Origin of the sequence: Gallintestinimicrobium propionicum, from assembly GCF_025567525.1 — a bacterium.
GTDB lineage: Bacteria > Bacillota > Clostridia > Lachnospirales > Lachnospiraceae > Gallintestinimicrobium > Gallintestinimicrobium propionicum.
Map to the genome: position 1 here is coordinate 59,956 of NZ_JAOQJY010000015.1, position 25,667 is coordinate 85,622.

General features: G+C 50.0%; 27 protein-coding genes. 24 read left to right on the plus strand and 3 right to left on the minus strand.

Translation table 11 applies throughout. From position 1 onward, the window contains the following. Nucleotides 1-5 precede the first annotated feature (5 nt). The 17 genes from OCV62_RS11770 to glf all read left to right on the plus strand — a co-directional run bounded on the left by OCV62_RS11770 (nt 6) and on the right by glf (nt 17,892). Nucleotides 6-785 (plus strand): dihydroorotate dehydrogenase electron transfer subunit, encoded by a 780-nt coding sequence (locus OCV62_RS11770; RefSeq protein WP_117960484.1) that lies wholly within the window; start codon nt 6-8, stop codon nt 783-785. Continuing rightward, nucleotides 785-1,687 carry a dihydroorotate dehydrogenase gene (locus OCV62_RS11775; protein WP_262586893.1) on the plus strand — a complete coding sequence of 301 codons (903 nt, stop codon included), beginning with the start codon at nt 785-787 and terminating at the stop codon, nt 1,685-1,687. The genes OCV62_RS11770 and OCV62_RS11775 overlap by 1 nt, the downstream gene beginning before the upstream one ends. Nucleotides 1,688-1,843: 156 nt before the next feature. After that, nucleotides 1,844-3,430: a DUF3794 and LysM peptidoglycan-binding domain-containing protein gene (locus OCV62_RS11780; RefSeq protein ID WP_262586895.1), complete on the plus strand. Its 1,587-nt coding sequence runs from the start codon at nt 1,844-1,846 to the stop codon at nt 3,428-3,430. 72 nt (nt 3,431-3,502) lie between these two features. Beyond that, nucleotides 3,503-4,402 carry a 4-(cytidine 5'-diphospho)-2-C-methyl-D-erythritol kinase gene (ispE, locus tag OCV62_RS11785; RefSeq protein ID WP_262586897.1) on the plus strand — a complete coding sequence of 300 codons (900 nt, stop codon included), beginning with the start codon at nt 3,503-3,505 and terminating at the stop codon, nt 4,400-4,402. Beyond that, a complete protein-coding gene (locus tag OCV62_RS11790; RefSeq protein ID WP_021914181.1) occupies nt 4,399-5,088 on the plus strand; it encodes a GntR family transcriptional regulator in 690 nt (229 codons plus the stop codon). Before ispE ends, OCV62_RS11790 begins: the two co-directional genes overlap by 4 nt. Before the next feature lie 62 nt (nt 5,089-5,150). Then, the gene (locus tag OCV62_RS11795) at nt 5,151-5,432 is read left to right on the plus strand and encodes a hypothetical protein (RefSeq protein WP_262586899.1); all 282 of its coding nucleotides are present in this window, start codon (nt 5,151-5,153) and stop codon (nt 5,430-5,432) included. After that, nucleotides 5,413-6,252: a glutamate racemase gene (gene murI, locus OCV62_RS11800; RefSeq protein ID WP_262586901.1), complete on the plus strand. Its 840-nt coding sequence runs from the start codon at nt 5,413-5,415 to the stop codon at nt 6,250-6,252. The genes OCV62_RS11795 and murI overlap by 20 nt, the downstream gene beginning before the upstream one ends. 2 nt (nt 6,253-6,254) lie before the next feature. Beyond that, on the plus strand, nt 6,255-6,689 hold the full coding sequence (locus OCV62_RS11805) for a YwiB family protein (RefSeq protein WP_262586902.1): 435 nt from the start codon (nt 6,255-6,257) through the stop codon (nt 6,687-6,689). Nucleotides 6,690-6,903: 214 nt separating this feature from the next. Beyond that, nucleotides 6,904-8,628: an ABC transporter ATP-binding protein gene (locus OCV62_RS11810; protein WP_334308297.1), complete on the plus strand. Its 1,725-nt coding sequence runs from the start codon at nt 6,904-6,906 to the stop codon at nt 8,626-8,628. Beyond that, entirely contained in the window at nt 8,628-10,472 is a 1,845-nt protein-coding gene (locus tag OCV62_RS11815) for an ABC transporter ATP-binding protein (RefSeq protein WP_262586905.1), read from the plus strand. Before OCV62_RS11810 ends, OCV62_RS11815 begins: the two co-directional genes overlap by 1 nt. Before the next feature lie 84 nt (nt 10,473-10,556). Further along, nucleotides 10,557-11,006 (plus strand): MarR family winged helix-turn-helix transcriptional regulator, encoded by a 450-nt coding sequence (locus OCV62_RS11820; RefSeq protein ID WP_262586907.1) that lies wholly within the window; start codon nt 10,557-10,559, stop codon nt 11,004-11,006. Nucleotides 11,007-11,133: 127 nt separating this feature from the next. Beyond that, nucleotides 11,134-12,507, plus strand: coding sequence for a 5-bromo-4-chloroindolyl phosphate hydrolysis family protein (locus OCV62_RS11825; RefSeq protein WP_262586909.1), 1,374 nt, complete (start codon nt 11,134-11,136; stop codon nt 12,505-12,507). A 3-nt stretch (nt 12,508-12,510) separates the two neighbouring features. Then, nucleotides 12,511-13,686, plus strand: coding sequence for a toxic anion resistance protein (locus tag OCV62_RS11830; protein ID WP_262586911.1), 1,176 nt, complete (start codon nt 12,511-12,513; stop codon nt 13,684-13,686). A gap of 105 nt (nt 13,687-13,791) precedes the next feature. Next, a complete protein-coding gene (locus tag OCV62_RS11835) occupies nt 13,792-15,315 on the plus strand; it encodes a DUF1538 domain-containing protein (RefSeq protein WP_465245357.1) in 1,524 nt (507 codons plus the stop codon). A 122-nt stretch (nt 15,316-15,437) separates the two neighbouring features. Next, nucleotides 15,438-16,118 carry a P-II family nitrogen regulator gene (locus OCV62_RS11840; protein WP_262586914.1) on the plus strand — a complete coding sequence of 227 codons (681 nt, stop codon included), beginning with the start codon at nt 15,438-15,440 and terminating at the stop codon, nt 16,116-16,118. Nucleotides 16,119-16,403: 285 nt separating this feature from the next. Next, nucleotides 16,404-16,739 carry a hypothetical protein gene (locus OCV62_RS11845; RefSeq protein WP_021914170.1) on the plus strand — a complete coding sequence of 112 codons (336 nt, stop codon included), beginning with the start codon at nt 16,404-16,406 and terminating at the stop codon, nt 16,737-16,739. A gap of 25 nt (nt 16,740-16,764) precedes the next feature. Further along, nucleotides 16,765-17,892, plus strand: coding sequence for a UDP-galactopyranose mutase (glf, locus tag OCV62_RS11850; RefSeq protein WP_262586916.1), 1,128 nt, complete (start codon nt 16,765-16,767; stop codon nt 17,890-17,892). A gap of 13 nt (nt 17,893-17,905) precedes the next feature. On the opposite strand, the gene OCV62_RS11855 is transcribed toward glf, so the two are convergent. Beyond that, entirely contained in the window at nt 17,906-18,184 is a 279-nt protein-coding gene (locus OCV62_RS11855) for a hypothetical protein (protein WP_262586917.1), read from the minus strand. A 501-nt stretch (nt 18,185-18,685) separates the two neighbouring features. On the opposite strand from OCV62_RS11855, the gene rpmG reads away from it, so the two are divergent. The 5 genes from rpmG (at nt 18,686) to rplA (ending at nt 20,961) form a co-directional block, all read left to right on the plus strand. Then, nucleotides 18,686-18,835, plus strand: coding sequence for a 50S ribosomal protein L33 (gene rpmG / locus OCV62_RS11860; protein WP_021914166.1), 150 nt, complete (start codon nt 18,686-18,688; stop codon nt 18,833-18,835). 66 nt (nt 18,836-18,901) lie between these two features. Beyond that, a complete protein-coding gene (secE, locus tag OCV62_RS11865) occupies nt 18,902-19,117 on the plus strand; it encodes a preprotein translocase subunit SecE (protein WP_021914165.1) in 216 nt (71 codons plus the stop codon). 14 nt (nt 19,118-19,131) lie between these two features. Beyond that, on the plus strand, nt 19,132-19,650 hold the full coding sequence (nusG, locus tag OCV62_RS11870; protein WP_021914164.1) for a transcription termination/antitermination protein NusG: 519 nt from the start codon (nt 19,132-19,134) through the stop codon (nt 19,648-19,650). Between the two features lie 126 nt (nt 19,651-19,776). Next, a complete protein-coding gene (rplK, locus tag OCV62_RS11875) occupies nt 19,777-20,202 on the plus strand; it encodes a 50S ribosomal protein L11 (RefSeq protein ID WP_021914163.1) in 426 nt (141 codons plus the stop codon). Between the two features lie 66 nt (nt 20,203-20,268). Continuing rightward, nucleotides 20,269-20,961: a 50S ribosomal protein L1 gene (gene rplA, locus OCV62_RS11880; RefSeq protein ID WP_021914162.1), complete on the plus strand. Its 693-nt coding sequence runs from the start codon at nt 20,269-20,271 to the stop codon at nt 20,959-20,961. Between the two features lie 182 nt (nt 20,962-21,143). On the opposite strand, the gene OCV62_RS11885 is transcribed toward rplA, so the two are convergent. Together OCV62_RS11885 and OCV62_RS11890 are read right to left on the minus strand one after the other, a co-directional pair. After that, nucleotides 21,144-21,317 carry a hypothetical protein gene (locus OCV62_RS11885; protein WP_262586920.1) on the minus strand — a complete coding sequence of 58 codons (174 nt, stop codon included), beginning with the start codon at nt 21,315-21,317 and terminating at the stop codon, nt 21,144-21,146. Between the two features lie 47 nt (nt 21,318-21,364). Next, nucleotides 21,365-22,516, minus strand: coding sequence for an IS91 family transposase (locus OCV62_RS11890; protein ID WP_412318676.1), 1,152 nt, complete (start codon nt 22,514-22,516; stop codon nt 21,365-21,367). Nucleotides 22,517-22,626: 110 nt separating this feature from the next. Here OCV62_RS11890 and OCV62_RS11895 point away from each other — a divergent pair, with 110 nt between their 5' ends. Then, nucleotides 22,627-22,956 (plus strand): zf-HC2 domain-containing protein, encoded by a 330-nt coding sequence (locus OCV62_RS11895; protein ID WP_021915613.1) that lies wholly within the window; start codon nt 22,627-22,629, stop codon nt 22,954-22,956. After that, entirely contained in the window at nt 22,957-25,644 is a 2,688-nt protein-coding gene (gene polA, locus OCV62_RS11900) for a DNA polymerase I (RefSeq protein WP_118763165.1), read from the plus strand. The last annotated feature ends 23 nt before the right edge of the window (nt 25,645-25,667 follow it).

The window sequence follows — 25,667 nt, forward strand, 5'->3', positions numbered from 1 at the left end:
AAATTATGGCACAGAAGAAAAAGACAAAGGCAATGGTAGTCAGTCAGGAAAAGCTGGCGGACGGAATTTATGATCTGAGACTGGAAACAGAGCTGGCGCAGGACGCTGCGTGCGGACAGTTCGTAGGCGTTTATCCCAAGGATAAAAGCACGCTCCTGCCCAGACCGATCAGCATCTGCGAAATCGATAAAGAAAAAAATCAGCTTCGTCTGGTTTATCGCGTGGCAGGCAAGGGAACGGCAGAATTTTCGAATCTGAAGACAGGCGACAGTGTGTATCTGCTTGGCGTTTTGGGAAATGGTTTCCCGGTGGACAAGGCAAAGCCGGGCACGAAGGCGATGCTGTTTGGCGGCGGAATCGGCGTTCCTCCGATTTTACAGCTGTCTAAAGAGCTTTCCTGTGAAAAACAGATCGTTGTGGGTTATCGCAACGCACAATGCTTTTTGAAAGAAGATTTTGAACAAAACGGCGCTGTCTATGTGGCAACCGAGGACGGAAGCGTTGGCACAAAGGGAAATGTCATGGATGCGGTAGCTGCAAATGGACTGGAAGCGGATATTATTTATGCCTGCGGACCGATGCCGATGCTGCGCGCGATTCGGCAGTATGCGATCGAACATGATATTCCGGCATATATTTCCCTGGAAGAACGGATGGCATGCGGTGTGGGCGCCTGTCTTGGCTGCGTTTGTAAAACGACCCACAAGGACGCGCATTCCCATGTAAATAACGCGAGAATCTGTACCGACGGACCGGTATTTGAAGCACGGGAGGTGGAAATCTGATGAATACAGCGGTAACAATTGCAGGAGTAACCTTTCAGAACCCGGTCATGACCGGCTCGGGGACCTTTGGCTCCGGAATGGAATACAGTGAATTTGTAGATTTGAACCGTCTGGGTGCGGTGGTGACAAAGGGCGTTGCAAACGTGCCGTGGCCGGGCAACCCGACACCGCGTGTCGCAGAGGTTTACGGAGGCATGTTGAATGCAATCGGTCTGCAGAATCCCGGCATCGACGTGTTTATCGAGCGCGATCTCGCGTTTTTAAAGCAGTTTGATACAAAGGTCATCGTCAATGTCTGCGGCAAATCTGTCGAGGATTATCTGGAAGTCGTAGAGCGCTTGGCGGACACGGACATAGCGATGATGGAAATCAACGTTTCCTGCCCGAATGTCAAGGAAGGAGCCATCGCGTTCGGACAGAAAGCGGATGCATTATTCGACATCACGTCCAGGATTAAAAAGGCTGCAAAGCAGCCCGTTATGATGAAGTTGAGCCCGAACGTAACAGACATCACGGAAATGGCAAAAGCCGCAGAGGCAGGCGGCGCGGACGCGATTTCCCTGATTAACACGCTGACCGGTATGAAAATCGACATCCGGCGCAGAAGCTTTGCCCTTGCCAATAAGACCGGCGGCATGTCCGGCCCTGCAATCAAGCCGGTTGCGGTGCGGATGGTATGGCAGTGTGCAAACGCGGTCAAAATCCCCATTGTCGGCATGGGCGGCATCCTAACCGCAGAGGACGCGATTGAATTTCTGATGGCAGGCGCAACGGCAGTTTCCGTCGGCGCGGCAAACTTTATCAATCCTTATGCGACGGCAGAAATCGCAGACGGAATTGAAGCATTCATGAAAGAGCAGGGCATCGAGGATATCAACGAAATAATCGGCTGCGTGCGGTAAGACAGATTGCGGGAGTGCGAAGCACGGAGCAATCCACGGATATCATTTGAAAAAAGAAATCTCCCTCCCGGGTGCATATCGTCTTTGACGGCAACATACTGTTAGATAGAACAGCATGTTGTCTGGAAAAGGCGAAGGTGCCCGGGAGGTATTTTTATGGAATTTCTCAAAAAAAGCATACATATGGATCAGATCGAATGTGAGGAACAGACGCAGATTACGCTCGAGGACGACGTCAATATCGCGGACGCAAAGCCGGATGTTTATCAGGTTGTGACGCAGCAGGGGCACATCGAGCTGGAAGAGGTGCGCGCCTCGGATGGGCATGTGCATGTAAAGGGCGTGCTGCATTTCAAGGTGCTTTATCTCGCAGATGAGGAAACACACCATCCGGCATGCATGGAGGGGGAGCTTGCGTTTGAGGAACAGATTCTGATGGGCAGCGTGTCGGGGACGGATCAGGTACAGGCGCAGGCGATTTTGGAGGATTTAAGTGTCGGAATGATCAATTCCCGGAAGCTTTCGGTGCAGGCACTTTTGCAGATTCGCCTGTTCACGGAGCGGATGAAGCAGCTGGATGTAGCGGTGGGTCTGGACGGCACAGAGCAGATCGAAGTAAAGAAAAAAGACCTGCAGGCGCTGGATCTGATCGTTGCCCAAAAAGATATCCTGAGGGTAAAAAAAGACCTCCTGTTGCCGGGTGGCATGCCGAACATTTTTGCGCTGCTGTGGAAATCCTGCCAGATTCGGGAAATGGCGTTCCGGGTGCTGGACGGAAAGCTGCAGGCGACAGGCGAGCTTTCGCTGTTTTTCTTTTATGAAGAGGAAAGCGAGACTAAAAAGGCGGTATGGTATGAAACCACTGTGCCGGTGAGCGTTGCCATTGAGTGTCAGGGCGTCCGCGAGGGGATGCTGGAGCAGATCGGCTGCAGCATCGGGCATCTGGAAATTGAAGCGAAGGCGGACGAGGACGGGGAAGAACGCGTGATTTTGCTCGACCTGGTACTGGATCTGGATATTCGGATTTACGAGGAAACGAATCTTTCGATGATTGAGGATCTCTACGGCGTTGCGAAGCAGGCGGACGTCGTGAGAGGAAAAGGGCAGTACCGGAGGCTTCTGGTCAAAAATACCGCAAAAACGAGAGTGAGCGACCAGTTTTCGATTTCGCCGGGCATGCCGCAGATTCAGCAGATCTGCGGAAGCTTTGGAGAAGTGCTCGTGCAGGAGATAAAAAAGCAGTCCGACGGCGTGCTTGTAAAAGGGACGGTAAACGTGCAGATTCTGTATGAGTCTGCGGAGGAAGAGGTCCCGTGCGGCTGTCTAAAGGGCGAGCTTGTGTTTGAAGAGCTTCTGGAAACCGCAGAGCCGGTAAAAAATACATGCAGCTGCAGGATCGAAGCGTCGCTGGAACAGCTTTCCGTGCAGGCGCAAAACGAGCAGGAAGCAGAAGTTCGCGCAGTTGTGTGCGTCAAAGGGCTGATCTGCGCCGACTGCGAGGAAGAAATCGTGACGGATGCCCTGCTGCGTGCTCTCGACCCGGAAAAGCAGGCGAACCAGCCGGGTATCGTAGTGTATCTGGCGGGCGAGGGCGAGACGCTTTGGGATATCTGTAAAAAGTACGACGTCCCGATGGATGGAATGCGCGAAATGAACAATCTGACGCAGGATGAAATCCATCCTGGCGATCAGCTCCTGATTGTGAAGGGATATGCAGTTGACAAAGAGATGCAGATTGTATAAAATTAAATACAATCAGTGTATACAAAATGCAGAGGCAGACGGCTTTTCGGATCGCCTGCCTTTTCAACGGAAATGAGGATTGAATTGAAAATGAATACCTTTCGGATAAAGGCATATGCCAAAATCAATCTCGGGCTGGATGTGCTGCGGCGCAGACCGGACGGATACCATGAAGTCAAGATGATCATGCAGACCGTCGATTTATATGACGATTTGGAATTTACAAAGTTGGCAGAGGATGAGATTCGGATTTTTACCGATAAAGAAGAGCTTCCGGCGGATCAGGGCAATCTGATCTGGCGGGCGGCAGCGCGGATGAAGGAGCTGTATCAGATCTCAGAGGGCGTGAGCGTGAAGCTGACGAAGCGGATTCCGATTGCGGCTGGCATGGCAGGCGGCAGCGCAGATGCAGCGGCGACCATTCATGCGATGGATGCGTTGTTTTGTCTCGGACTTTCCCTGGAAGAAAAACAGAAAATCGGCGTAAAGCTCGGCGCGGATATCCCGTATTGCCTGATGGGCGGCACGGCGCTTTCGGAGGGCATCGGAGAAATCCTGACAAAGCTGCCGGACGTCCCGAAGGCGAAGCTTGTGATCGCAAAGCCCGATCTGGATGTTTCGACGAAATTTGTCTATGAAAATCTGCACGCAGACAGCCTGCAATATCATCCCGACATCGACGGAATGGTTGCGAGCATCGAAAAAGGCGACCTTTGCGGCATCACAGACCGGATGGGAAATGTGCTTGAGACGGTTACCTGCAAGCACTATCCGGTGATCGAGCAGATGAAAGGAATTTTAAAGGAGCACGGTGCGGTCAATGCGCTGATGAGCGGCAGCGGCCCTACCGTATTTGGTATTTTTACAGACGATCAGAACGCAAAAGAGGCGTATGAGGCGATGCAGGAGGCAGGTCTTGCCAGACAGCTGTTCCTGACAGGATTTGCCGACGGCAGAGGGAGAGAAGAATGAAAGAATTTGAAGCAAATAACGAAAATGACTACCTGCCCCTGCGGGACGTGGTGTTCAATACGCTTCGGACGAGTATTCTGACCGGTGAGTTAAAGCCGGGGGAGCGCCTGATGGAAATTCATCTGGCGGATAAGCTCGGAGTGTCCCGGACACCGATCCGCGAGGCGATCCGCAAGCTGGAGCTGGAGGGGCTCGTTACGATGATTCCAAGACGCGGCGCAGAGGTGGCGCAGATCACGGAAAAGAACCTGCGGGACGTTTTGGAGGTGCGCCGGGCGCTGGACGCGCTGGCGGTAGAGCTGGCATGCGAGCGCATCACGGAAGATGAGCTTGCAGAACTGAAAAAAGCGTGCGAGAACTTCGAACTGGAAACAAAGCGCGGCAACGCCAACCAGGTTGCACAGGCGGACGTGGAGCTGCACGATATTATTTTAAAGGCGAGCGGAAACGAGCGGCTGATGCAGATGATCAGCAAGCTTTCTCAGCAGATGTACCGCTACCGCCTGGAATATGTCAAGGACGAGGCAAACTACAAACGCCTGATCGCAGAGCACCGCGTGATCTACGAGGCGATCCGCGACCGCGACAGACAAACTGGAGCAGAGGCGATCAAAAACCATATTGACAATCAGGAAAAGGCTGTGATCCGGATGATTACATCGGCGTCCGGGAAGACAAAACGCTGACCGGATGTATAACCGGCGCGCGGATGGGTATGCTCTTTCGAAACAGAGAAGGGAGAAAGAGTATGCAGAAGAAACCGCGCGCCGGTATTTTATTTTTGACAATTATGATGTTATGGGGGATAATATACCCACAGTATGCACTTACGGAAGAAATGTATGAGACAGTGCAAAGCGCTGACGCGGTGGATGACAGCCACCGAACTGCTGTAGCTGCGGGCGGGAACTGTCTGCGGGATTACCGCCGGATTCTGACTGCGGCGCCTGGGGAGGTGTCGGTGCGCTTTGCAATCGTCGATCAGATAGAAGAGTGGTTTGGAGAAAAAGATGAAAACAGTACAGGATAAAAATCTGCTGGAAATGCCCATCGGCGTATTTGATTCCGGCATGGGCGGTCTGACTGTGATGCGTGAGATCATGCGTCAGATCCCCAATGAAAAGGTGATTTATTTTGGAGATACGGCGAGAGTTCCCTATGGAAGCAAGTCAAAGGAGACAGTGACACGCTTTTCCAGGCAGATTGTCCGTTTTTTGCAAAGCAAACAGGTCAAGGCAATTGTTGTCGCCTGCAATACGGCGAGCGCCTATGCGCTGAATGATCTGGAAAGGGAAATCGATATTCCAATCATCGGCGTGGTAAAGCCGGGCGCAAAGGTTGCAGCGGAGGTGACCCGCAACGGACAGGTCGGCGTCATTGCGACGGAAGGGACCATCAGCAGTAATATTTATACGACTTACATCCGCCAGCTTCGGCCGGAGGTACAGGTAACCGGCAAGGCGTGCCCACTGTTTGTGCCGCTGGTAGAAGAAGGGCTCTGGCAGGATCCGGTGACGGACGAGATTGCAAAACGTTACTTAAGCAGCTTAATCGATACCGGAATCGACACTCTGATTCTTGGCTGCACCCATTATCCGCTGATCCGTTCAACGGTCGCAAAGGTGATGGGCGACCATGTGACACTGGTAAACCCGGCGTATGAGACGGCTCGGGAATTAAAAGAGCTTTTGATGGAAAAAGGGTTATTCAATCCGGTTCCGCCGCAGCTTGGGACAAATAAATACGAGTTTTTTGTCAGCGACGGCGCGGAGAAATTTGTCCATTTTGCCAATTCGATTATCAAATACGGCATTTTGGGCGCGAAAGTAATACAGATAGAGGATTATTGAGCATGACAAAGGATGTAGTGATATCCGTCCGCGGTCTGCAGGTGATGGACAACGAATCTTCAGAGGACATCGAGACGGTACAGCAGGGCGAATATTTTGAACGAAACGGCAGCATTTTTTTATTGTATGACGAATATTATGAGGGCTTTGACGAGCCGGTCAAAAATGTCATGAAAATCAGGGGAAACGAAATGACTCTGACCAAACGCGGCATCATCAACGTCCAGATGAACTTTGAGGCGGGCAAAAAGAACCTGACCCGTTACCAGACGCCCTACGGTGTGATGATGATCGGGCTGGACACCAGCCGCGTCGTCTGTCTGCAGGAAGAAAAAAGCCTTGCGATAGAAATTGATTATACGCTGGAAGCAAACTACCAGTACGTTTCGGATTCTAAAATCCGGATCATGGTACGGGAGAGAAAACAGCAGGCATAAAATGAGCCCCTGCGTCGGTACGCATTCAACAGCGTGCTGTGCAGGGGCTTTTATTCATGACAATAGAATGCTGGCAGAGCGTGCATTCTATTGTTGAAAGAAAACCAATTGACAATCTGAAAAGATGCGCCTACAATATTTGCATATGCAAATATTGTAGGCGCATCTTTTGCACACGCAAAAATTCGTCTGACCACGGAGGAAAGCAATCATGCTGAAGGAACTGTTTTCTTATATGAAGCAATATAAAAAATATGCCTGGATCAGTCTGGTCTGCATTGCGGTGGAATGTATCTTCGAGCTGGTTATTCCGCTGATTATGGCGGACATGGTGGATGTCGGAATCGCAAACGGGGATCAGGATTATATTCTGCATAAGGGACTGGTGATGATAGGCTGTGCAGGGCTGGCACTGGTGCTGGGGATCTGCAGCGCACGGTTCTGCGCACTGTGCGGTCAGGGCTTTGGGGCGAATCTGCGGGAAGCAGAGTACCGCAAGCTGCAGAGCTATTCCTTTTCCAATATCGATCATTTTCAGGTGTCATCGCTGGTAACCCGCCTGACCAGTGATGTGACGGTGATCCAGAATTCGGTTTCAACGGGCATCCGTCCGCTGTGTCGTGCGCCGGTTATGCTGTTTATGGCTACAGGCTCGGCGTTTGTGATCAACGCGCGTCTGGCACTTGTTTTTTTGGTGGCACTGCCGGTGTTAGGATTTTTGCTGTTTGAGATCGTCAGCCACGTCGGACCTTTGTATACAAAGATGCAGACCGGAATTGACAGGGTCAACCGTATTGTGCAGGAAAATCTGACGGCGGTGCGTGTCGTCCGTTCCTATGTCAGAGAGAATTACGAGCAGGCGAAGTTCGATGACGCAAATCTTGCCCTTCGTACAGAATCCGAAAAAGCCTTCGGTTTATCTTCTATGAATATGGCAGCAATGCAGTTTGTCATGTATGGGACGATCCTGGCGATCCTGTGGTTTGGCGGCAGCTCTATCCGTACCGGAACTATGCAGGTTGGTGAGCTGACCGGATTTTTGAGCTATGTGCTGCAGATCCTAAACTCCCTGATGATGCTGTCGAACGTTTTTATGATGCTGACCCGTTCGATGGCGAGCGGAACCCGAATTCTCGAGGTTTTGAACGAAAAGGTGGAGATCACGGAGGAAAAGGCACGTCCGGTTAGCGTGAAAAAGGGCGCGATCCGTTTCGACCATGTATTTTTTCAGTACAGCAAAAACGCGGAGGAATATGTGCTTTCGGACATTTGTCTGAATCTGGAAGCCGGACAGACGATCGGAATTATCGGTCAGACTGGTGCAGCAAAATCGACCCTCGTGCAGCTGATTCCGCGCCTGTACGAGGCGACAAAGGGCTGTGTGTATGTAGACGACGTGCCGGTGCAGGAATATCCGCTGGAGCATCTGCGGGATGCGATCGCCATGGTGCTGCAGAAAAATACGCTGTTTTCCGGGACGGTACGGGATAATCTTCGCTGGGGCAAAGAGGACGCGACGCAGGAGGAAATCGACGAGGCGTGCCGGATCGCCTGTGTGGATGAATTTATCGACCGGCTGGATAACGGCTATGATACAGAGCTTGGACAGGGCGGCGTGAACGTGTCCGGAGGACAGAAGCAGCGGCTCTGCATTGCGCGCGCGATCTTAAAGCAACCGAAGGTACTGATTTTGGACGATTCGACGAGCGCAGTGGACACGGCAACGGAAGCAAAGATCCGGGAAGGTCTAAAAGCAAAGCTCCCGGAGATGACGAAAATTATTATCGCACAAAGAATTTCTTCTGTATGCTGCGCCGATCAGATTGTCATTTTGGACGATGGAAAAATAAACGCGGTCGGTACGCATGAGCAGTTGCTTGCAGAGAACCGGATTTATCAGGAAATTTATCATTCCCAACAGGAAGGAGGTGCTCTGTAATGGCAAAATATGTCGGCTATAAGCGCCCGAAAAATACGAAAAAGGCCATGAAAAATCTGCTGAGATATCTTGGATATCACAAGTGGCTGCTGCTTTTAGTTGCAGTTTTGGTAGCGATCAGCAGTGGGGTGAGCATTGCAGGCACTTATCTTATCCGCCCGGTCATCAATGATTACGCGATCCCGGGGGATATTCCGGGGCTGATCCGGATGATGATTGCGATGGGGATCCTGTATCTGTGCGGTGTGTGCGCGACCTTTGCCTATAACCGGCTGATGGTGCATACATCCCAGCAGGTAGTGACGGAAATCCGGAGAGATCTGTTTGCCCATATTCAGAAGCTGCCGCTGGCCTATTTTGATGCGCACACTCACGGGGAGCTGATGAGCCGTTTTACAAACGATGTCGATACAGTACAGGAAGCATTAAACGGCACGTTTTCCATGCTGATCCAGAGCTTTTTGATATTGACAGGAACCCTCAGCATGCTGTTTGTTTTGAGTGCGCGTCTGACACTGATCGTATTACTGTTTTTAGCAGCGAGCGGATTTTTTATCTGGTACAATGGAAAACGCAGTAAAAAATATTTCAACGCACAGCAGGAGGCACTGGCTGCAGTCAACGGCTTCGTGGAGGAAATGACTGCGGGGCAGAAGGTGGAGAAGGTATTCAATCATGAAAAGCAGGATCTTGAAGAATTTTTAGTGCGAAACGAAAAGCTGCGCAAAGCCTCTACCAACGCCCTGACCTGGTCCGGTATGCTGGTTCCGGTCAATGTCAGCATGTCCTACTTCAACTATGGAGTTTCTGCGGCAGCAGGCGGTATATTTGCACTGACCGGACACATGGATCTTGGAACCCTTGCCTCTTATCTGGTTTATGTGCGTCAGAGCGCGATGCCCTTAAACCAGTTTACGAACCAGTTCAACTTTCTTCTGGCAGCCCTCTCCGGTGCAGAGCGGATTTTTGACCTGATGGAGCAGGAGCCGGAAATCGACGAGGGAACGGTAACCCTTTGCCCGGTTGAGGTCAGGATGGATGGTTCCCTGAAGGAGGCAGAAGGCTATACCGGAAGCTTTGCCTGGAAGGATGCAGACAGCCTGACCTTATTGCAGGGCGATGTGCGTTTCGACCAGGTTGTATTCGGATATACGGAAGAACATAAAATATTAGATGGCATCAGTCTGTTTGCAAAGCCGGGACAGAAGATCGCCTTTGTCGGTTCGACAGGCGCAGGAAAGACAACGATTATTAACCTGATCAACCGATTTTACGAAATCCAGAGCGGGACGATCACCTACGACGGCATCGATATTCGCAGGATCAAAAAGGATGACTTGAGAAAATCGCTGTCGATGGTAATTCAGGATACTCATTTGTTTACCGGAACGATCGCGGAGAATATCCGTTACGGACGGCTCAATGCAACAGAGGACGAGGTCAGGGCGGCTGCGAAAATCGCGAATGCTGACTCCTTTATCCGTCGTCTGCCCAAGGGGTATGACACGATACTGCACAGCGACGGCAGCAATCTATCCCAGGGACAGAGACAGCTGCTTGCGATTGCCCGGGCAGCAATTTCCCGACCGCCGGTGCTGATCCTGGATGAAGCCACCAGCTCCATCGACACGAGAACGGAGCGGCTGATCGAAAAAGGCATGGATCGCCTGATGGAAAACCGTACCGTTTTTGTCATCGCACATCGGCTTTCAACGGTGCGAAACTCAAAGGCAATTCTTGTGCTGGAAAAGGGCACGATCATCGAGCGCGGAGACCATGAGGAGCTGCTGGGGCAAAAGGGCCGCTACTATCAGCTGTATACCGGACAGTTTGAACTGGAGTAATGCTTACGGAGCTGGCTGCGCGTGCTGCAGTTTCTCTGCGCGCACTTGACACAAACTCGACATGCGCAAAAAACGTGCGCAGAAATGAGGGAATATATGGAAAAAGATATCAGACAGAGTCTGCAGGAGCACATTTTCAGACTGGAAAACCGGCGCAGGGAACTGATGCGTCCGGAATATTTACGGCTGGGGCTGACGATCGGGCAGGGACAGCCGCGGATTTTGATGTACCTTTTGACAGAAGACGGCTGCAGTCAGCGGGAAATTGCAGAGAACTGTCACCTTGATGTGACGACGCTCTCGCGCACGCTGGACCGGCTGGCGGAAAAAGGGCTTTTGGAGCGGCGTATCAATCCACAGTCGCGTCGGGAGTGCCAGATCTTTCTGACAGAGGAGGGAAGGGAGACGGCAGCAGAGGTCTGCAGCTGCTTTCGCGAAACGGAAAAAAAGATGTGCAGCGGGCTGACTGAAAAAGAACTGGAAGCGCTGGATGCCGGAATCTGCCGGATGCTGGAAAATTTGACCGAAGCCTGAAGAAAACTGGAATCTTAATAAAAAGTTTATACACATATCCGCCGCCAATGTTTTACAAGGCGGCGGATTTATGATATCCTGAGAGCAGATGCGAATTTAGGGCAATCGGAATGGATTGGAGCAGGATATGAGCGACAAACAGGATTTTTCGGAAATTGGAGACAGAATCAAGGATGCAGTACAGGATGCGGTAAATTCAGGTGACTTCGGACAACTAAACCATGTCATCAATGATTCCGTAAACGGAGCGCTGGATGAGGTGCGCTGGCAGGTCAATCAGGCGCACGAACGGGTTTATAAGCGAACGGACAAAACCGTGGAATACAAATCCGCCAAGCGCAGTATTGCTTCTTCCTACAGCACATCGCAGTCGCCCTACAGACGACAGATGGAGCAGAAGCAGCGTTATACGACGGCAAAGCAGTATCAGCGCCCGGACGGCACGATCGTTTATAAGAACACGATCAACGTGCCGCAGATTTTTGTAAAAAAGGGTAAAGTCAGTGGTGTTTTACTGAGCGTATTTGGAGGGATCGGGCTTGGAACTTTCGGACTGACCGCACTGATCATGGCGATCATTTGGGCAGCAACCTCCAGCGCGTCTCTGGGTGGGATGACCATATTGTTCGGTCTTATGGCAGCAGCCTGCGGAGGTGTATTAAAACGCGGCGGAGGACTCTGCAAACGGCTTGGAAGAGCAGAACGATATCTGAAGCTTGCAGGGGAGGAAATGTATATCCGAATTTCTGAGCTTTCTGAAAAAACCGGATGGACTCCAAAGAAGCTGGGACGGGATATTCGGACGATGATCGAGAGTGGCATGTTCCCGGAAGGACACATGGATGAGAAAAACGATATTTTTGTCATCGATGACGAGACATGGGAGCAGTATCTCGAGGAAAAAGAAGAATATGAACAGCAACTTGCGGAGAAAAAACGCAAAGAGCTGACAGCGGACGTCGGGCAAAGTGCTGGCGGAGCAAACCGTGCAGATGGCAAGGCTGCCGGACAGAACCAGACAGCTGATGGTGTAGCGACGCACAGCGAGGAAGCGCTGACAAAAGAGGCGCAGATCGAAAAAGACGGTCAGGCCTACATGGAGCGGCTTCGGGAGTTAAACATCCAGATCCCGGGAGAGGTGATTTCCAACAAGCTTTACAAGCTGGATTACCTGCTGAAGCGGATTTTTCAGACGCTTCGGGAGCATCCGGAGAAGAGCGACCAGATGCGGCGATTTATGGAGTATTATCTTCCTACGACGGTCAAGCTTGTGGAATCCTATGCAGAATTTGACAGCGCCGGGGTAGAGGGCGAGAACATCCGTACCGCTAAGGAAGAGATCGAAAAGACGATGGATACGATTAACGATGCCTTTGAAAAGCTTTTGGATGATCTGTACCAGGACGCGGCGTTTGAAGCATCGGCAGATGCAAGGGTGCTGAAAACCGTGCTGGCGCAGGACGGGTATATGAAGAGTGATTTTGAAAAACAGGAGGAGTAACCGATGAACGAAGATATGGAGAAGATGCTGCAGGAAGCACCTGCACCGACACTGACGCTGGAGCCTTTTGCAGCGGAAAAGGAAGAACCGGCAGTTGTGGAAAAAGAAGAAGCAGTGCAGCCGGTCGATGAAAAAGAAAAAATAAAGGCGATTTTAACTCCCCAGGAACAGAAGCAGGTTGATGCGTTTGTCAAGCAGATCGACATCACGAATTCCCAAATGGTGCTGCAGTATGGCGCAAGCTCCCAGAAGAAGATCGCAGATTTTTCAGAATCAGCTCTGGGCAACGTCCGGACAAAGGATCTTGGCGAGATCGGCAACGAGCTGACCGCCGTTGTGAACGAATTAAAGAGCATCGAGGACGGTGACGAGGAAAAGGGCTTCCTCGGACTGTTCAAAAAAGGCGGCAATAAGATCGCAAATATGAAAGCAAAATATGCCAAAGCAGAAGTTAATGTGGATAAAATTTGTAAGGTGCTGGAAGGACACCAGATTCAGCTGCTGAAGGATGCGGCAATGCTGGATCAGATGTATCAGCTGAATCTCACCTATTATAAAGAGCTTTCCATGTACATCCTTGCCGGAAAAGAAAAGATCCAGCAGGTAAAGGAGCAGGAGCTTCCGGAGCTGATCAAACGCGCAGAAGAAAGCGGACTGCCGGAGGACACGCAGAAGGCGAAGGATTTGGCAGAGCTGTGCAATCGTTTTGAGAAAAAGATTTACGACCTGGAGCTGACGCGGACGATTTCCATGCAGATGGCGCCCCAGATCAGACTGATCCAGAGCAACGATACTGCAATGTCTGAAAAGATCCAGTCCACGCTGGTCAACACGATTCCGCTCTGGAAGAGCCAGATGGTGCTGGCGATTGGCGTCGAGCACTCCGCGCAGGCAGCCAAGGCACAGCGTGAAGTGACGGATATGACCAATACCCTGCTGAAAAAGAATGCGGAAACCTTAAAGCTTGCAACCGTTGAGACGGCAAAAGAGTCTGAACGCGGTATCGTAGATATTGAAACGTTAAAGCAAACGAACGAAACCCTGATCTCCACGCTGGATGAAGTGCTGCAGATTCAGGAAGATGGCAGAAACAAACGCCGCGAAGCGGAAGCAGAGCTGACACAGATCGAAACAACCATGCGCAACAAACTGATGGAGATGAGCAGAACGAAACAATAGAATGCACGCTCTAGGAGCATTCCATTGTCATGAATAAAATAGAATGCGCGCTCTGTGAGCATTCCATTGCCGAAAATAAAGGAAAGGTCAGGTGGCTGTTTGGGAATCCGAAAAAAACTGAAAGAAAAGCTGAAGGAGGCGCTGCAGGCAGTGCTGCCCATCATCGGGCTGGTGCTGCTGCTATCCTTTACGATTGCGCCGATTTCTCCGAGTATTTTGCTGTGTTTTCTGATCGGGGGGATATTGCTGATCGCCGGAATCGTGTTTTTCACGCTTGGCGCGGAGCTTGCAATGTCCCCGATGGGAGAACGGGTCGGCACGGCGATGACACAGTCCAAAAAGCTGTGGGTCGTTGTGGCGCTGTCTTTTTTGCTGGGCTTTATTATTACAATATCTGAACCGGATCTGCAGGTGCTTGCACAGCAGGTTCCGGCTGTTCCGAATCTGACATTGATTCTCGCAGTTGCCTGCGGAGTCGGTGTGTTTCTTGTGGTGGCGCTTCTCCGTATGCTGTTCAGCATCGCGCTGCCCCCTTTGCTTGTCTGCTTCTATGCGGTGATTTTTATTCTCGCGTTTTTTGTTCCCAAAGAATTTTTGAGCGTAGCGTTCGATTCCGGCGGTGTGACCACGGGACCGATGACGGTGCCGTTTATTATGGCGCTGGGCGTTGGTATTTCTGCAACGCGAAGCGACCGCCATGCAGCGGATGACAGCTTCGGTCTGGTTGCGCTGTGTTCGATCGGTCCGATCCTGGCAGTCATGATGTTGGGGTTGATTTACAATCCGGACAGCGCGGCGTATACGCCTCCTGTAATCCCGGAAATCGCAGATTCAAAGCAGTTGTGGAACCTGTTTGCGGTAGAGCTTCCCACATATATGAAAGAAATCGCACTGTCCCTGCTTCCGATCGTGCTGTTTTTTGCAGTGTTCCAGGCATTGATCCTGAAGCTTTCGGGCAGAAACCTGACGAGAATCCTGATCGGTCTGGTTTATACCTATATCGGTCTGGTGCTGTTTTTGACCGGCGTAAACGTCGGCTTTATGCCGGCGGGCAACTATCTGGGACAGGTGTTGGCGGGGCTTTCCCATCCGTGGGTAATTGTGCCGATTGCGATGGTGATGGGTTACTTCATCGTAAAAGCGGAGCCTGCCGTTTATGTTCTGAACAAACAGGTTGAAGAAATCACGGACGGCGCGATCTCGGCGCGTGCAATGGGTACGGCGCTTTCCGCAGGTGTGGCGATCTCCCTCGGAATTGCGATGATCCGCGTGCTGACCGGCATTTCAATTCTCTGGATTCTAATTCCGGGCTATACGATCGCCCTTGTGATCTCGTTTTTTGTACCGAAAATCTATACGGCGATCGCATTTGACTCCGGCGGTGTTGCTTCCGGACCCATGACGGCGGCATTTCTGTTACCACTGGCGCAGGGGGCGTGCGTGGCGCTCGGCGGTAACATCGTAACGGATGCGTTTGGCGTAGTAGCGATGGTTGCGATGACGCCGCTTATCACGATTCAGGTGATGGGGCTGTATTCCAAACTGGCAGAAAAGAAAAAGACAGCAGCGGTTCCTGCGCCTGCCTATGCCTTCGACCTGCTGGATGACGATGCAATCATCGAACTGTAATGCACGCGGGGAGCGCGTATTACAGCGATGGCAGCACGGAGAGGCAGGAAGGAAGCAGAGGATATAGGAGCGCCGTGTTGCAGAGAATATACGCAGCGCAACGCTGCGGAATGTGAGGATAAATGAGCGAATTATATTTAATGGTTACGATCAGTGACCGGAATTTTCACCGCCGGCTTCTGGCGTTTTATAAAGAATACGGCGTGACTGTGACGATGGTGACGTTGGGAAGGGGAACGGCGACGAGCGAGGTGCTGGATTCCTTCGGTCTGGAAGCGGCGGAAAAAGCAATCCAGTTTGCGTTCGTGACAGGCAGGGAATGGAAGGAAATCCGCAGCGGGCTGGAAAAGCGGCTGAAAATTGATATCCCCGGAACCGGAATCGCCTTTGTGATTCCCGTCAGCAGCATCGGCGGAAAGAAGCAGCTGCAGTTTCTGACGGAAGGGCGTGGATTTGAAAAAGGAGAGGAAAGCACATTGAAGGACACAAAGTATGAACTTCTGGTAGTGGTGGCGAATCAGGGCTACACGGAATATATCATGGAAGCGGCGCGCAGCGCGAACGCGGCGGGCGGAACGGTCATTCATGCAAAGGGAACCGGCATGCAGAAAGCGGAGCAGTTCCTCGGCTTTTCCCTTGCAACCGAAAAAGAGATGATCCTGATTGTCGTCAAGAACTGTGACAAAAATGCAATTATGAAAGCGATCATGGAAAAGGCGGGGCTGGAAAGCAAGGCAAAGTCGATCGTCTTTTCGCTTCCAGTGACGGAAACCGCCGGAATGCGGCTGGTGGAAGACGAATAAAAGAAACTTTAAACCTGCCCTGGATAGTAAGTATGCACAGAAAAATGGTCTGGGTTTTGTATGATATATTTACAAAAGAAAATTGACAAAGCGAAGAAATTACAGTAAAATATCGATTAGTTGTAGGGAAGAATAAGAGAAGGGGGCTCTCTTTCTCTAAGAATGAATTTACAATTTTGAGAAGAGAGTGTTGCAACACGCGATGCCGTTGTGTACAATAGAACGGTGAGCCCATAAGTCAATTCATGACAAGACGATTTACGAAACAACAATGGAGGGAAAGAAATGACGAAGGCACAAATTCTGAAAAAGGAAATTTTAAGTCAGTACAGAAGTGTAAGACAGTTTGCGATGGATATGCAGATTCCTTACAGCACATTGGTAACGGCGCTGGAGAGAGGTATCGATGGCATGGCATATGGTACCGTAATCAAAATGTGCAATAAGCTGAACTTAAATCCAGTGGACTTCAGCTCTTTGGAAAGAGACACCACCATCAGCGAGCAGCTGCTGGAGAACCGTGTCATGCAGGCATATGTAAAGCTGAACCAGGAAGGACGTGACAAGGTCATGGATCTGATGGAAGACTTTGGGCAGATTAAAAAATACAAAGCGAAATAATCGCTGACAAAGCAGGAGACAAAGTATGCACTATGATTATCTGATTGCAGGAGCTGGGCTCTTCGGCGCTGTATTTGCACATGAGATGCACAAACAGGGACGTAAGGTTCTGGTAGTGGAGAAGAGAGATCATATTGCCGGGAATATTTATACGGAAAAGGTTATGGGCATCAACGTACATCGGTATGGTGCCCATATTTTTCATACTTCTGATGAAGAAGTTTGGAATTATGTAAACCAGTATGCCCGGTTCAACCACTATGTCAATTCTCCGGTTGCAGTTTATCGGGATGAACTCTATAACCTTCCTTTTAATATGAACACATTCAGCCGGATGTGGAATATTAAGACGCCGAAAGAGGCGAAGGAAATCATCGCAAAGCAGACCGGAGAGTTTGCCGGGATTACGCCGCAGAACCTGGAAGAGCAGGCGCTGCAGCTTGCGGGACGCGACGTTTATGAAAAGCTCATCAAGGGCTATACGGAGAAGCAGTGGGGACGTGACTGCAAAGACCTTCCGGCGTTTATTATCCGCCGCCTGCCACTTCGGTTTACCTATGATAACAACTATTTTAATGACCGTTTTCAGGGAATCCCTGAGGGTGGTTATACGCAGATTGTTGAGAAACTGTTGGAAGACATTCCGGTTCTGACCGGTGTTTCCCTTCAGGAATACCAGACAGCCAATGCGGCCAGGACTGCAGACGAACAGGACAGCTGGGACAGACTGCTCTATACCGGTATGATCGACGAGTATTATCATTATCGCCTCGGGACGCTCGAATACCGTTCCCTGCGGTTTGAAACCGAAGAGCTTCCGGAAGAGGATAACTATCAGGGCAACGCAGTTGTCAACTACACGGAACGCGAGGTTCCTTACACCCGCATCATCGAGCACAAGCATTTCGAGTTCCAGACCGGAGAAGGAACCGTCATCACGAGAGAGTATCCCGCGACCTGGAGAAAGGGTGACGAACCGTACTATCCGATCAATGATGAGAAAAACGGCGCACTCTATGCACAGTATGCAGAGCTTGCGAAAAAGGAAGCAAATGTCCTGTTCGGCGGACGCCTGGGACAGTATAAATATTATGATATGGATAAAGTTATCCGGAGTGCACTGGACATGGTAAAAGAGGAGCTGGCGCGATAAGTCCTTCCTGTGTTTACCGCGCCATTCGCAAAACGCATCTTCGATGCTTGCCGCGCTGGCTGCGCCATCGCTTCTTTTGCTCATAGAGAGGCGCTTCCTTCGTGTCCTGCGTCAGACGAATTTTCATGCAAGCATGAAATTCGCTTGCAGGCGCGTTCCGGGAGGTTACGAAACAGTTTACCGCGCCATTCGCAAAATCGCATCTTCGATGCTCGCCGCGCTGGCTGCGCCACCGCTTCTTTTGCTCATAGAGAGGCGCTTCCTTCGTGTCCTGCGATGGGTGAATTTTCATGCAAGCATGAAATTCGCTTGCAGGCGCGTTCCGGGAGGTTACGAAACAGTTTACCGCGCCATTCGCAAAACGCATCTTCGATGCTCGCCGCGCTGGCTGCGCCATCGCTTCTTTTGCTCATAGAGAGGCGCTTCCTTCGTGTCCTGCGTCAGACGAATTTTCATGCAAGCATGAAATTCGCCCGTCGCAGGACACGAGTAAACTGTGTAAAAATGTATTGACGAAAGGCCTCAGCTTATGGTATAGTCGAAAGGCAAGATAGATCTGAGGTCTTTTTTTTGTGCGCAAATTTTGAAAGTTTTCAGAAGGCGCGGCAAGAAGGAGTGACCCAGGCAGACGACCTCATACCGCCGTTTGACGGGATTTTGAGGGAGTGCACGAGAGACGCGCAGAGCGACGGACGGATGTAAAAAGTCGCTGACAGAGCGATCTGGCGGAAGTTTTTTACAGCAGGACGTAAGAAGGCGCGCGAAGAATAAGAGCACGCACGGAGGTGGAAAAATGCGTACAAGAATCACACTGGCATGTACAGAATGCAAACAGCGCAACTATAACACAACCAAGGATAAGAAGGCGCATCCTGACAGAATGGAAACCAAGAAATACTGCAGATTCTGCAAGAAGCACACAACGCACAAAGAGACAAAATAATTGCCGTGATGTGTCCTGAGGGACCGCTGTCGGCGGCGCGTTGCTTTTGAAAGGAGTTTGCAGAGTATGTCAAACGAACAAAAAGTGTCCAAGACGCCTAAGGCACCCAAAGTAAAATTCTTTGACGGTGTCAAAGCCGAGTTCAAGAAGATCATCTGGCCGGATAAGGATACCCTGTTAAAACAGTCCGTTGCTGTCGTATTTGTTTCTATTGTTATGGGCATTATTATTTCGCTCATCGATGTAGCAGCGCAGTACGGTGTCAATTTCTTGACAATGTAAGTGAGGAGATTCTTATGGCAGAAGCAAAATGGTATGTAGCTCATACCTATTCCGGATATGAGAACAAGGTCAAAGCTGACCTGGAAAAAACCATCGAGAACCGGCATTTAGAAGATGAGATCCTGGAAGTTCGCGTCCCCATGCAGGAAGTTGTGGAGATGAAAAACGGTGCGAAAAAGACCGTTCAAAAGAAGCTGTTTCCGGGATACGTTCTTGTAAATATGATTATGAATGATGACACATGGTATGTTGTCCGCAACACCAGAGGTGTGACCGGATTCGTTGGACCGGGGAGCAAGCCTGTTCCGCTGTCTGAAGCCGAGATGAAGCCGCTGGGCATCAAATCGGATAATGTCTCCATCGATTTTACAGAAGGAGATACCATCGTAGTCGTTGCCGGCGCATGGAAAGATACTGTCGGCGCTGTTTACAAGATCGACTATAACAAGCAGACCGTAACCATTAACGTAGAACTGTTCGGCAGGGATACCCCTGTAGAGATCAGCTTCTCGGAGGTTCGGAAATTAGATTAAGCGTTTTAGGACGCGGTCACAGAGACGTTCAGTGGAGCGATCCGTTGAGCAGTGGAAGCAGTGTCCTGCCGCTGGAGCAGGAGAAAACGCTGCGCCATACCACAATATATTTAGGAGGTGCCTGACATGGCAAAGAAAGTTACCGGTTACATTAAGTTACAGATCCCTGCTGGCAAGGCAACACCGGCTCCCCCGGTAGGTCCTGCACTGGGTCAGCATGGTGTAAACATTGTAGAGTTTACAAAGCAGTTCAATGCAAGAACAGCTGACAAGGGCGATGTTATCATCCCTGTTGTAATTACCGTTTATGCGGACAGAAGCTTCAGCTTCATTACCAAGACTCCGCCCGCTGCTGTATTGCTGAAGAAGGCATGCAATCTGAAGTCTGCTTCTGCAGTTCCGAACAAGACAAAGGTTGCTACGATTTCCAAGGACAAGGTTCGTGAAATCGCAGAGCTGAAGATGCCTGATCTGAATGCTGCAAGCATCGAATCTGCTATGAGCATGATCGCCGGCACAGCAAGAAGCATGGGTATTGTTGTAGAGGACTGAGTAAATAGAACTGGGAGTAATGCAGAGTAGAAAGCATTACGTTAACAACCAATGGAGGTAATGAACATGAAACATGGAAAGAAATACGGCGAAGCCGCTAAACTGGTGGATCGCGCAACACAGTACGATCCTGCAGAAGCGATTGGCCTTGTAAAGAAAACCGCAACAGCTAAATTCGATGAGACTGTAGAAGTGCATATCAGAACAGGCTGCGACGGCCGTCACGCTGAGCAGCAGATCCGTGGTGCAGTTGTACTGCCCAACGGAACTGGTAAAACCGTTAAGGTTCTGGTATTCGCTAAGGGCGCTAAGCTCGATGAGGCTCAGGCAGCAGGCGCTGACTTTGTTGGCGGCGATGAGCTGATCCCCAAGATCCAGAACGAAGGCTGGCTGGATTTCGATGTTGTAGTTGCAACTCCTGACATGATGGGCGTTGTAGGTCGTCTGGGTAAAGTCCTTGGACCGAAAGGTCTGATGCCTAACCCGAAGGCTGGCACAGTTACCATGGATGTAACCAAAGCGATCAACGATATCAAAGCAGGTAAGATCGAATACAGACTGGACAAGTCCAACATCATCCACGTTCCGGTTGGTAAGGCTTCCTTCTCTGAAGAAGCTCTGGCTGAGAACTACAAAGCGCTGATGGATGCTATCATGAAAGCAAAACCGAGCGCACTGAAGGGTCAGTATTTAAAGAGCATCACCCTGGCTACCACCATGGGCCCTGGCGTGAAGGTTTCTACCGCTAAATACTGCTAATTCAAAGGGAATAAATGTGAGTATTGCGTGTGACGTGAGCTTACGTATAAAAGACAGGTTCTGCAGAGCTTCGGCTCGCAGACCTGTCTTTTTTTACTTTATAGGAAAGACCGCCTACGGCGCTCTCTTGAATTGAAAAAGGCCCGCACGGAGGCGGGCACAACAAGCAGACGATAGATGGCTTAGAAGATATAAAAACCTTCTTCACCAAAACCGTCATCAAGTTCATCATCATTTAAGAAATAGTCCATATCCAGAAGTGCATCCTCGCTCATAATGCGAATGTCCTGGGATGTCATACCTTCCGGCGGATTATCCATGTATTTTTTACGCAGTGCCTCGATATCTGGTTTCATGGTGTTCATCCTCCTTTTAGAGGATTATAACATAAGAATCGAGAAAATCATGCAGAAGAACGCTTTCCACGAGATTTGGACATTACTTTCTCGTACATTTCTTCGAGGGAAACGCGCTGGTGGTTGAAGTATAGTTCTAAGAATTCCATCCTATGCTGGCAGTCAGGGCATACCAAGGGATCATACCCAAAAGAAGACAAAATAGCAGTTCGCCACTGATTAAAGCTGTGGTAGATATGATGTTTGCTTTTGGAAATGGCACGATAGAGTTTGGAATCAATTTCTCGGTGACGTGCATAAATCCCACCATACCGAATCATTTTAAAATGTTTTTCAGGAATGTGGCGAATGAGACGCTGGATGAATTCCATAGCAGGAATCGTTTCTTCTATGTATTGTTCATCCTCATGCCGGTTGTAATGGAAAGTGACCATTTCACCATCGTATTTATCAATTCGGGATGTGGCAATGACAGGGCGACCAAGATAACGCCCAATGTATTTTACAACAATTCTGGGATCGCAGAGGTTGGGTTTGGCATAAACATAAAAACCTTGTTGGTGTTCACGATAACATTTCGCCTTCACTTTTTTGAAAGAAGAACCGATTTTGGATTCCATTTCATTGAGCAGAGCCGTGCGAAAAGCATTGCGTAAAAAAGTGTAATCAAAGTGTTTGACATTACGCCAAACACCATCATCGCTGTAACCACCTTCAGATATGAGGCAGTGGATATGTGGATTCCATTTCAGATCTCTGCCAAAAGTATGTAAAACCATAATAAAACCGGGTGTGAAGTTTTTGGATTTATTCATTTTGTAAAACATACGGGTGATAACGCTGTTTGCAGAGTGAAACAGACAATCGAGTAGAGAACGATCCTTGAGAAAGAATTCACGAAGACTTTTATCGATTGTGAAAACACAATGGCGATGTGTGACATTAACCAGTTTAAAGGACATACTGGTAGTGCGTTCCATGGCATATTTGTTGCCGCAGGTAGGGCAGAAACGGCTATGACAGCGGAAAGGAACAAATTTAAGATTTCCGCAGTGAGGACAGCCGTACATGGCACCACCGAAAGATGGATCACCGCAATGAATCATCTTATCGATATTTTCCATCTCAGTTTTTCTGGGATGAAGAGTATATTCAATTTCTTCATAATAGTCAGTAAAAATCTGTTGTAAAACATTCATAAGACTATTATGCATGAAATAGTAACAAAAAGAAATCCCACCCCTCAAGATTGAGGGGCAGGGGAGTTGAATAGGCGAAGCCTATTTTTTATGAAAGGAGACTCTGTGATATGACAGATCTGGACTGCAAACAGACCGAAAAGCTGATTCCTCAGTTTTTGAAGGACGAACTGGATAACCGCACGGAAAAGAAATTTTTAAATCATGTGGATGGATGCAGTTCCTGCCTTGAGGAGCTGAGCATACAGTTTCTGGTGACAACCGGGATGCAGCGCCTGGAAAACGGCGATACGTTCGATTTAAACAGAGAGCTGCGCATGCGGATTGACACCGAGAAGCGACATCTGCATATCCTGAGTTCCTTACAGCATGGGCTGTATGCGACAGAAGCGATGGCGATTCTGGCGGCGACTATGATTTTGACGATGGTGGTATTATAAATGAGTGAAAAACTGGTTTTAATTGACGGACACAGCATTTTGAACCGCGCCTTCTATGGCGTGCCGGATTTATCCAATTCCGAGGGGCTTCACACGAATGCGATCTATGGCTTTTTAAATATTTTATTCAAGCTTCTGGAGGAAGAAAAGCCGGAATATCTGACGGTCGCGTTCGACGTGAAAGCGCCGACATTCCGGCACGAGATGTACCCGGAATATAAAGGGACGAGAAAGCCGATGCCGCAGGAGCTGCACGAGCAGGTTCCTGTGATGAAGCAGGTGCTGCATGCCATGGGAATCCGGACGATGGAGCAGCCAGGACTGGAAGCGGACGACATTTTGGGGACGCTTGCAAAGCGCGCGGAAAAAGAGGGGATGGATGTATCCCTGGTTTCCGGGGACAGGGATCTTTTACAGATCGCGAGTGACAAAATTAAAATCAGAATTCCGAAGACCAAGGGCGCGCGGACAGAGGTCGAGGATTATTATGCAGCAGACGTCGAAGCAAAGTACGGCGTGACGCCTGCTGGCTTTATCGAATTAAAGGCGCTGATGGGCGATACGGCGGACAATATCCCCGGCGTGCCCAAGGTCGGTGAAAAGACGGCTTCCGAGCTGTTAAAGCAGTTTCAAACGCTGGACAATTTGTATGCGCATGTCGAAGAGGTGACGAAAAAAGCGGTGCGAGAATCGCTGATCGCCAATAAAGATCTGGCATATCTGAGTCTCGATCTTGCGACGATCCGCATCGACAGTCCTGTGGTGCTTGACTGGAATGAAGCGCGGCTGGGAGAGCTGTATACAGAGGATGCGTATCAGCTGTTCCGGAAGTTGGAATTTAAAAATCTGCTTGGACGATTCGAGCAGAAAGAGACGAAGCAGGATAGCTTGACGGCAAAAATTCATGTGACGAGCGATTTGGCAGAGGCACAGGAGATTTTCGAGGCGGTCAAAAAAGCGGGACACTGTGGCTTTGCAGTGTTATCCGATCAGAAAAAGTGCAGAAAAATAGAAGAAACCGAGTTTTGCGGACTGGCGCTGTGCTGGGGCGAAGAAAAGATCGCAGTGCTTCCGGCGGAGGGCTTTTTGACCGCGCAATGGCTTTGCAGTCAGCTTTCCGATCTGTATCTGGCGGGCATAGACCTTTCTACGTTTGAAATCAAAAAAGCGTATCCGGCGCTTTTGTCCAATGGAGAAAAAGACCAGGACAGCTGCGGTACAAAGACGCTGTTCGATGTTTTGATTGCCGCGTATCTGTTAAATCCGCTCAAAAACGATTATGAGCCGGAGGACATTGCAAAGGAGCAGCTCGATCGCATGATCCGCACGAGAAAGCAGCTGTTTGAAAAGCTTTCTTTAAAGGAAGCATATGCGCAGAGACCGGAAGAATTTTATGAATATGCCGGAACACTGGCGTATGTATGCTATGCGGCTGTGCCGGTGCTTTCCCAAAAACTGGAAGAAGCCGGGATGCAGAAGCTGTTTGACGAAATTGAGATGCCGGTATCCCGTGTGCTTTATGAGATGGAAAAAGAGGGCGTGCTGGTACGCAGACAGGAGCTGCAGGCATACGGTGATGCGCTGGTGGACCGGATTAACGAGCTGGAAACAAAAATCCACGAAGCGGCAGGATGTGAATTTAATATCAATTCGCCGAAGCAGCTGGGAGAGATTTTGTTTGAAAAGATGGGCTTAAAGGGCGGAAAGAAAACCAAAACCGGATATTCGACCGCTGCAGACATTTTGGAAAAGCTCGCAGCAGACAATCCGATTGTTGCGGATATCCTGGAATATCGGGGGCTGACGAAATTAAAATCGACCTATGCGGACGGTCTGGCGGATTATATCGAGGAGGACGGCAGAATCCATACGTCCTTCAATCAGACGATCACGGCGACCGGACGGATTTCTTCAACGGAACCGAATCTGCAGAACATTCCGATGCGTACAGAGCTGGGACGGCTGATCCGCAAGGTATTTGTGCCAAAGGACAACTACTTGTTTACGGACGCGGACTATTCCCAGATCGAGCTTCGTGTGCTCGCGCATATTTCCGGGGACGAGCAGCTGATCGAGGCGTACAAAAGTGACGCGGATATCCATCGGATTACGGCATCCAAGGTGTTCCATACGCCGTTTGAGGAAGTCACGGACTTACAGCGGCGCAATGCAAAGGCGGTCAATTTCGGTATCGTTTACGGCATCAGCTCCTTTGGTTTGAGTCAGGATCTGAGCATCACGCGGAAAGAGGCAGCAACCTATATCGAGCAGTATTTTGCAACCTATCCGCAGGTCAAGACATTTCTGGACAAACAGGTGGAGGATGCGAAGCAAAACGGTTATGTGACGACGCTCTACGGGCGCAGACGTCCGATTCCGGAGCTGAAATCCAGCAATTTTATGCAGCGTTCCTTTGGCGAGCGCGTGGCGATGAATTCTCCGATTCAGGGTACGGCGGCAGATATCATGAAGCTTGCGATGATCCATGTCTGGGAAGAGCTGCATCGCAGGAAATTGAATTCCAGGCTCAGTCTGCAGATTCACGACGAGCTGCTGATCGAGACCGATCGTGCGGAAGCTACAGAGGTGGCAGAGCTTTTAAAGGATAAGATGAAGCATGCGGCAGAGCTTTCCGTTTCGCTGGAGGTGGATCTGCATACCGGCGAAAACTGGTATGACGCGAAATAGTAGAATGCACGCTCTGCGAGCAT

Bases quoted from the DNA above. Each gene is read 5' to 3' on its own strand.
- OCV62_RS11770 (WP_117960484.1), top strand. From the start codon at position 6: ATGGCACAGAAGAAAAAGACAAAGGCAATGGTAGTCAGTCAGGAAAAG.
- OCV62_RS11775 (WP_262586893.1), top strand. From the start codon at position 785: ATGAATACAGCGGTAACAATTGCAGGAGTAACCTTTCAGAACCCGGTC.
- OCV62_RS11780 (WP_262586895.1), top strand. From the start codon at position 1,844: ATGGAATTTCTCAAAAAAAGCATACATATGGATCAGATCGAATGTGAG.
- ispE (WP_262586897.1), top strand. From the start codon at position 3,503: ATGAGGATTGAATTGAAAATGAATACCTTTCGGATAAAGGCATATGCC.
- OCV62_RS11790 (WP_021914181.1), top strand. From the start codon at position 4,399: ATGAAAGAATTTGAAGCAAATAACGAAAATGACTACCTGCCCCTGCGG.
- OCV62_RS11795 (WP_262586899.1), top strand. From the start codon at position 5,151: ATGCAGAAGAAACCGCGCGCCGGTATTTTATTTTTGACAATTATGATG.
- murI (WP_262586901.1), top strand. From the start codon at position 5,413: ATGAAAACAGTACAGGATAAAAATCTGCTGGAAATGCCCATCGGCGTA.
- OCV62_RS11805 (WP_262586902.1), top strand. From the start codon at position 6,255: ATGACAAAGGATGTAGTGATATCCGTCCGCGGTCTGCAGGTGATGGAC.
- OCV62_RS11815 (WP_262586905.1), top strand. From the start codon at position 8,628: ATGGCAAAATATGTCGGCTATAAGCGCCCGAAAAATACGAAAAAGGCC.
- OCV62_RS11820 (WP_262586907.1), top strand. From the start codon at position 10,557: ATGAGGGAATATATGGAAAAAGATATCAGACAGAGTCTGCAGGAGCAC.
- OCV62_RS11825 (WP_262586909.1), top strand. From the start codon at position 11,134: ATGAGCGACAAACAGGATTTTTCGGAAATTGGAGACAGAATCAAGGAT.
- OCV62_RS11830 (WP_262586911.1), top strand. From the start codon at position 12,511: ATGAACGAAGATATGGAGAAGATGCTGCAGGAAGCACCTGCACCGACA.
- OCV62_RS11840 (WP_262586914.1), top strand. From the start codon at position 15,438: ATGAGCGAATTATATTTAATGGTTACGATCAGTGACCGGAATTTTCAC.
- OCV62_RS11845 (WP_021914170.1), top strand. From the start codon at position 16,404: ATGACGAAGGCACAAATTCTGAAAAAGGAAATTTTAAGTCAGTACAGA.
- glf (WP_262586916.1), top strand. From the start codon at position 16,765: ATGCACTATGATTATCTGATTGCAGGAGCTGGGCTCTTCGGCGCTGTA.
- OCV62_RS11855 (WP_262586917.1), bottom strand. From the start codon at position 18,184: ATGAAAATTCACCCATCGCAGGACACGAAGGAAGCGCCTCTCTATGAG.
- rpmG (WP_021914166.1), top strand. From the start codon at position 18,686: ATGCGTACAAGAATCACACTGGCATGTACAGAATGCAAACAGCGCAAC.
- secE (WP_021914165.1), top strand. From the start codon at position 18,902: ATGTCAAACGAACAAAAAGTGTCCAAGACGCCTAAGGCACCCAAAGTA.
- nusG (WP_021914164.1), top strand. From the start codon at position 19,132: ATGGCAGAAGCAAAATGGTATGTAGCTCATACCTATTCCGGATATGAG.
- rplK (WP_021914163.1), top strand. From the start codon at position 19,777: ATGGCAAAGAAAGTTACCGGTTACATTAAGTTACAGATCCCTGCTGGC.
- rplA (WP_021914162.1), top strand. From the start codon at position 20,269: ATGAAACATGGAAAGAAATACGGCGAAGCCGCTAAACTGGTGGATCGC.
- OCV62_RS11885 (WP_262586920.1), bottom strand. From the start codon at position 21,317: ATGAAACCAGATATCGAGGCACTGCGTAAAAAATACATGGATAATCCG.
- OCV62_RS11890 (WP_412318676.1), bottom strand. From the start codon at position 22,516: ATGAATGTTTTACAACAGATTTTTACTGACTATTATGAAGAAATTGAA.
- OCV62_RS11895 (WP_021915613.1), top strand. From the start codon at position 22,627: ATGACAGATCTGGACTGCAAACAGACCGAAAAGCTGATTCCTCAGTTT.
- polA (WP_118763165.1), top strand. From the start codon at position 22,957: ATGAGTGAAAAACTGGTTTTAATTGACGGACACAGCATTTTGAACCGC.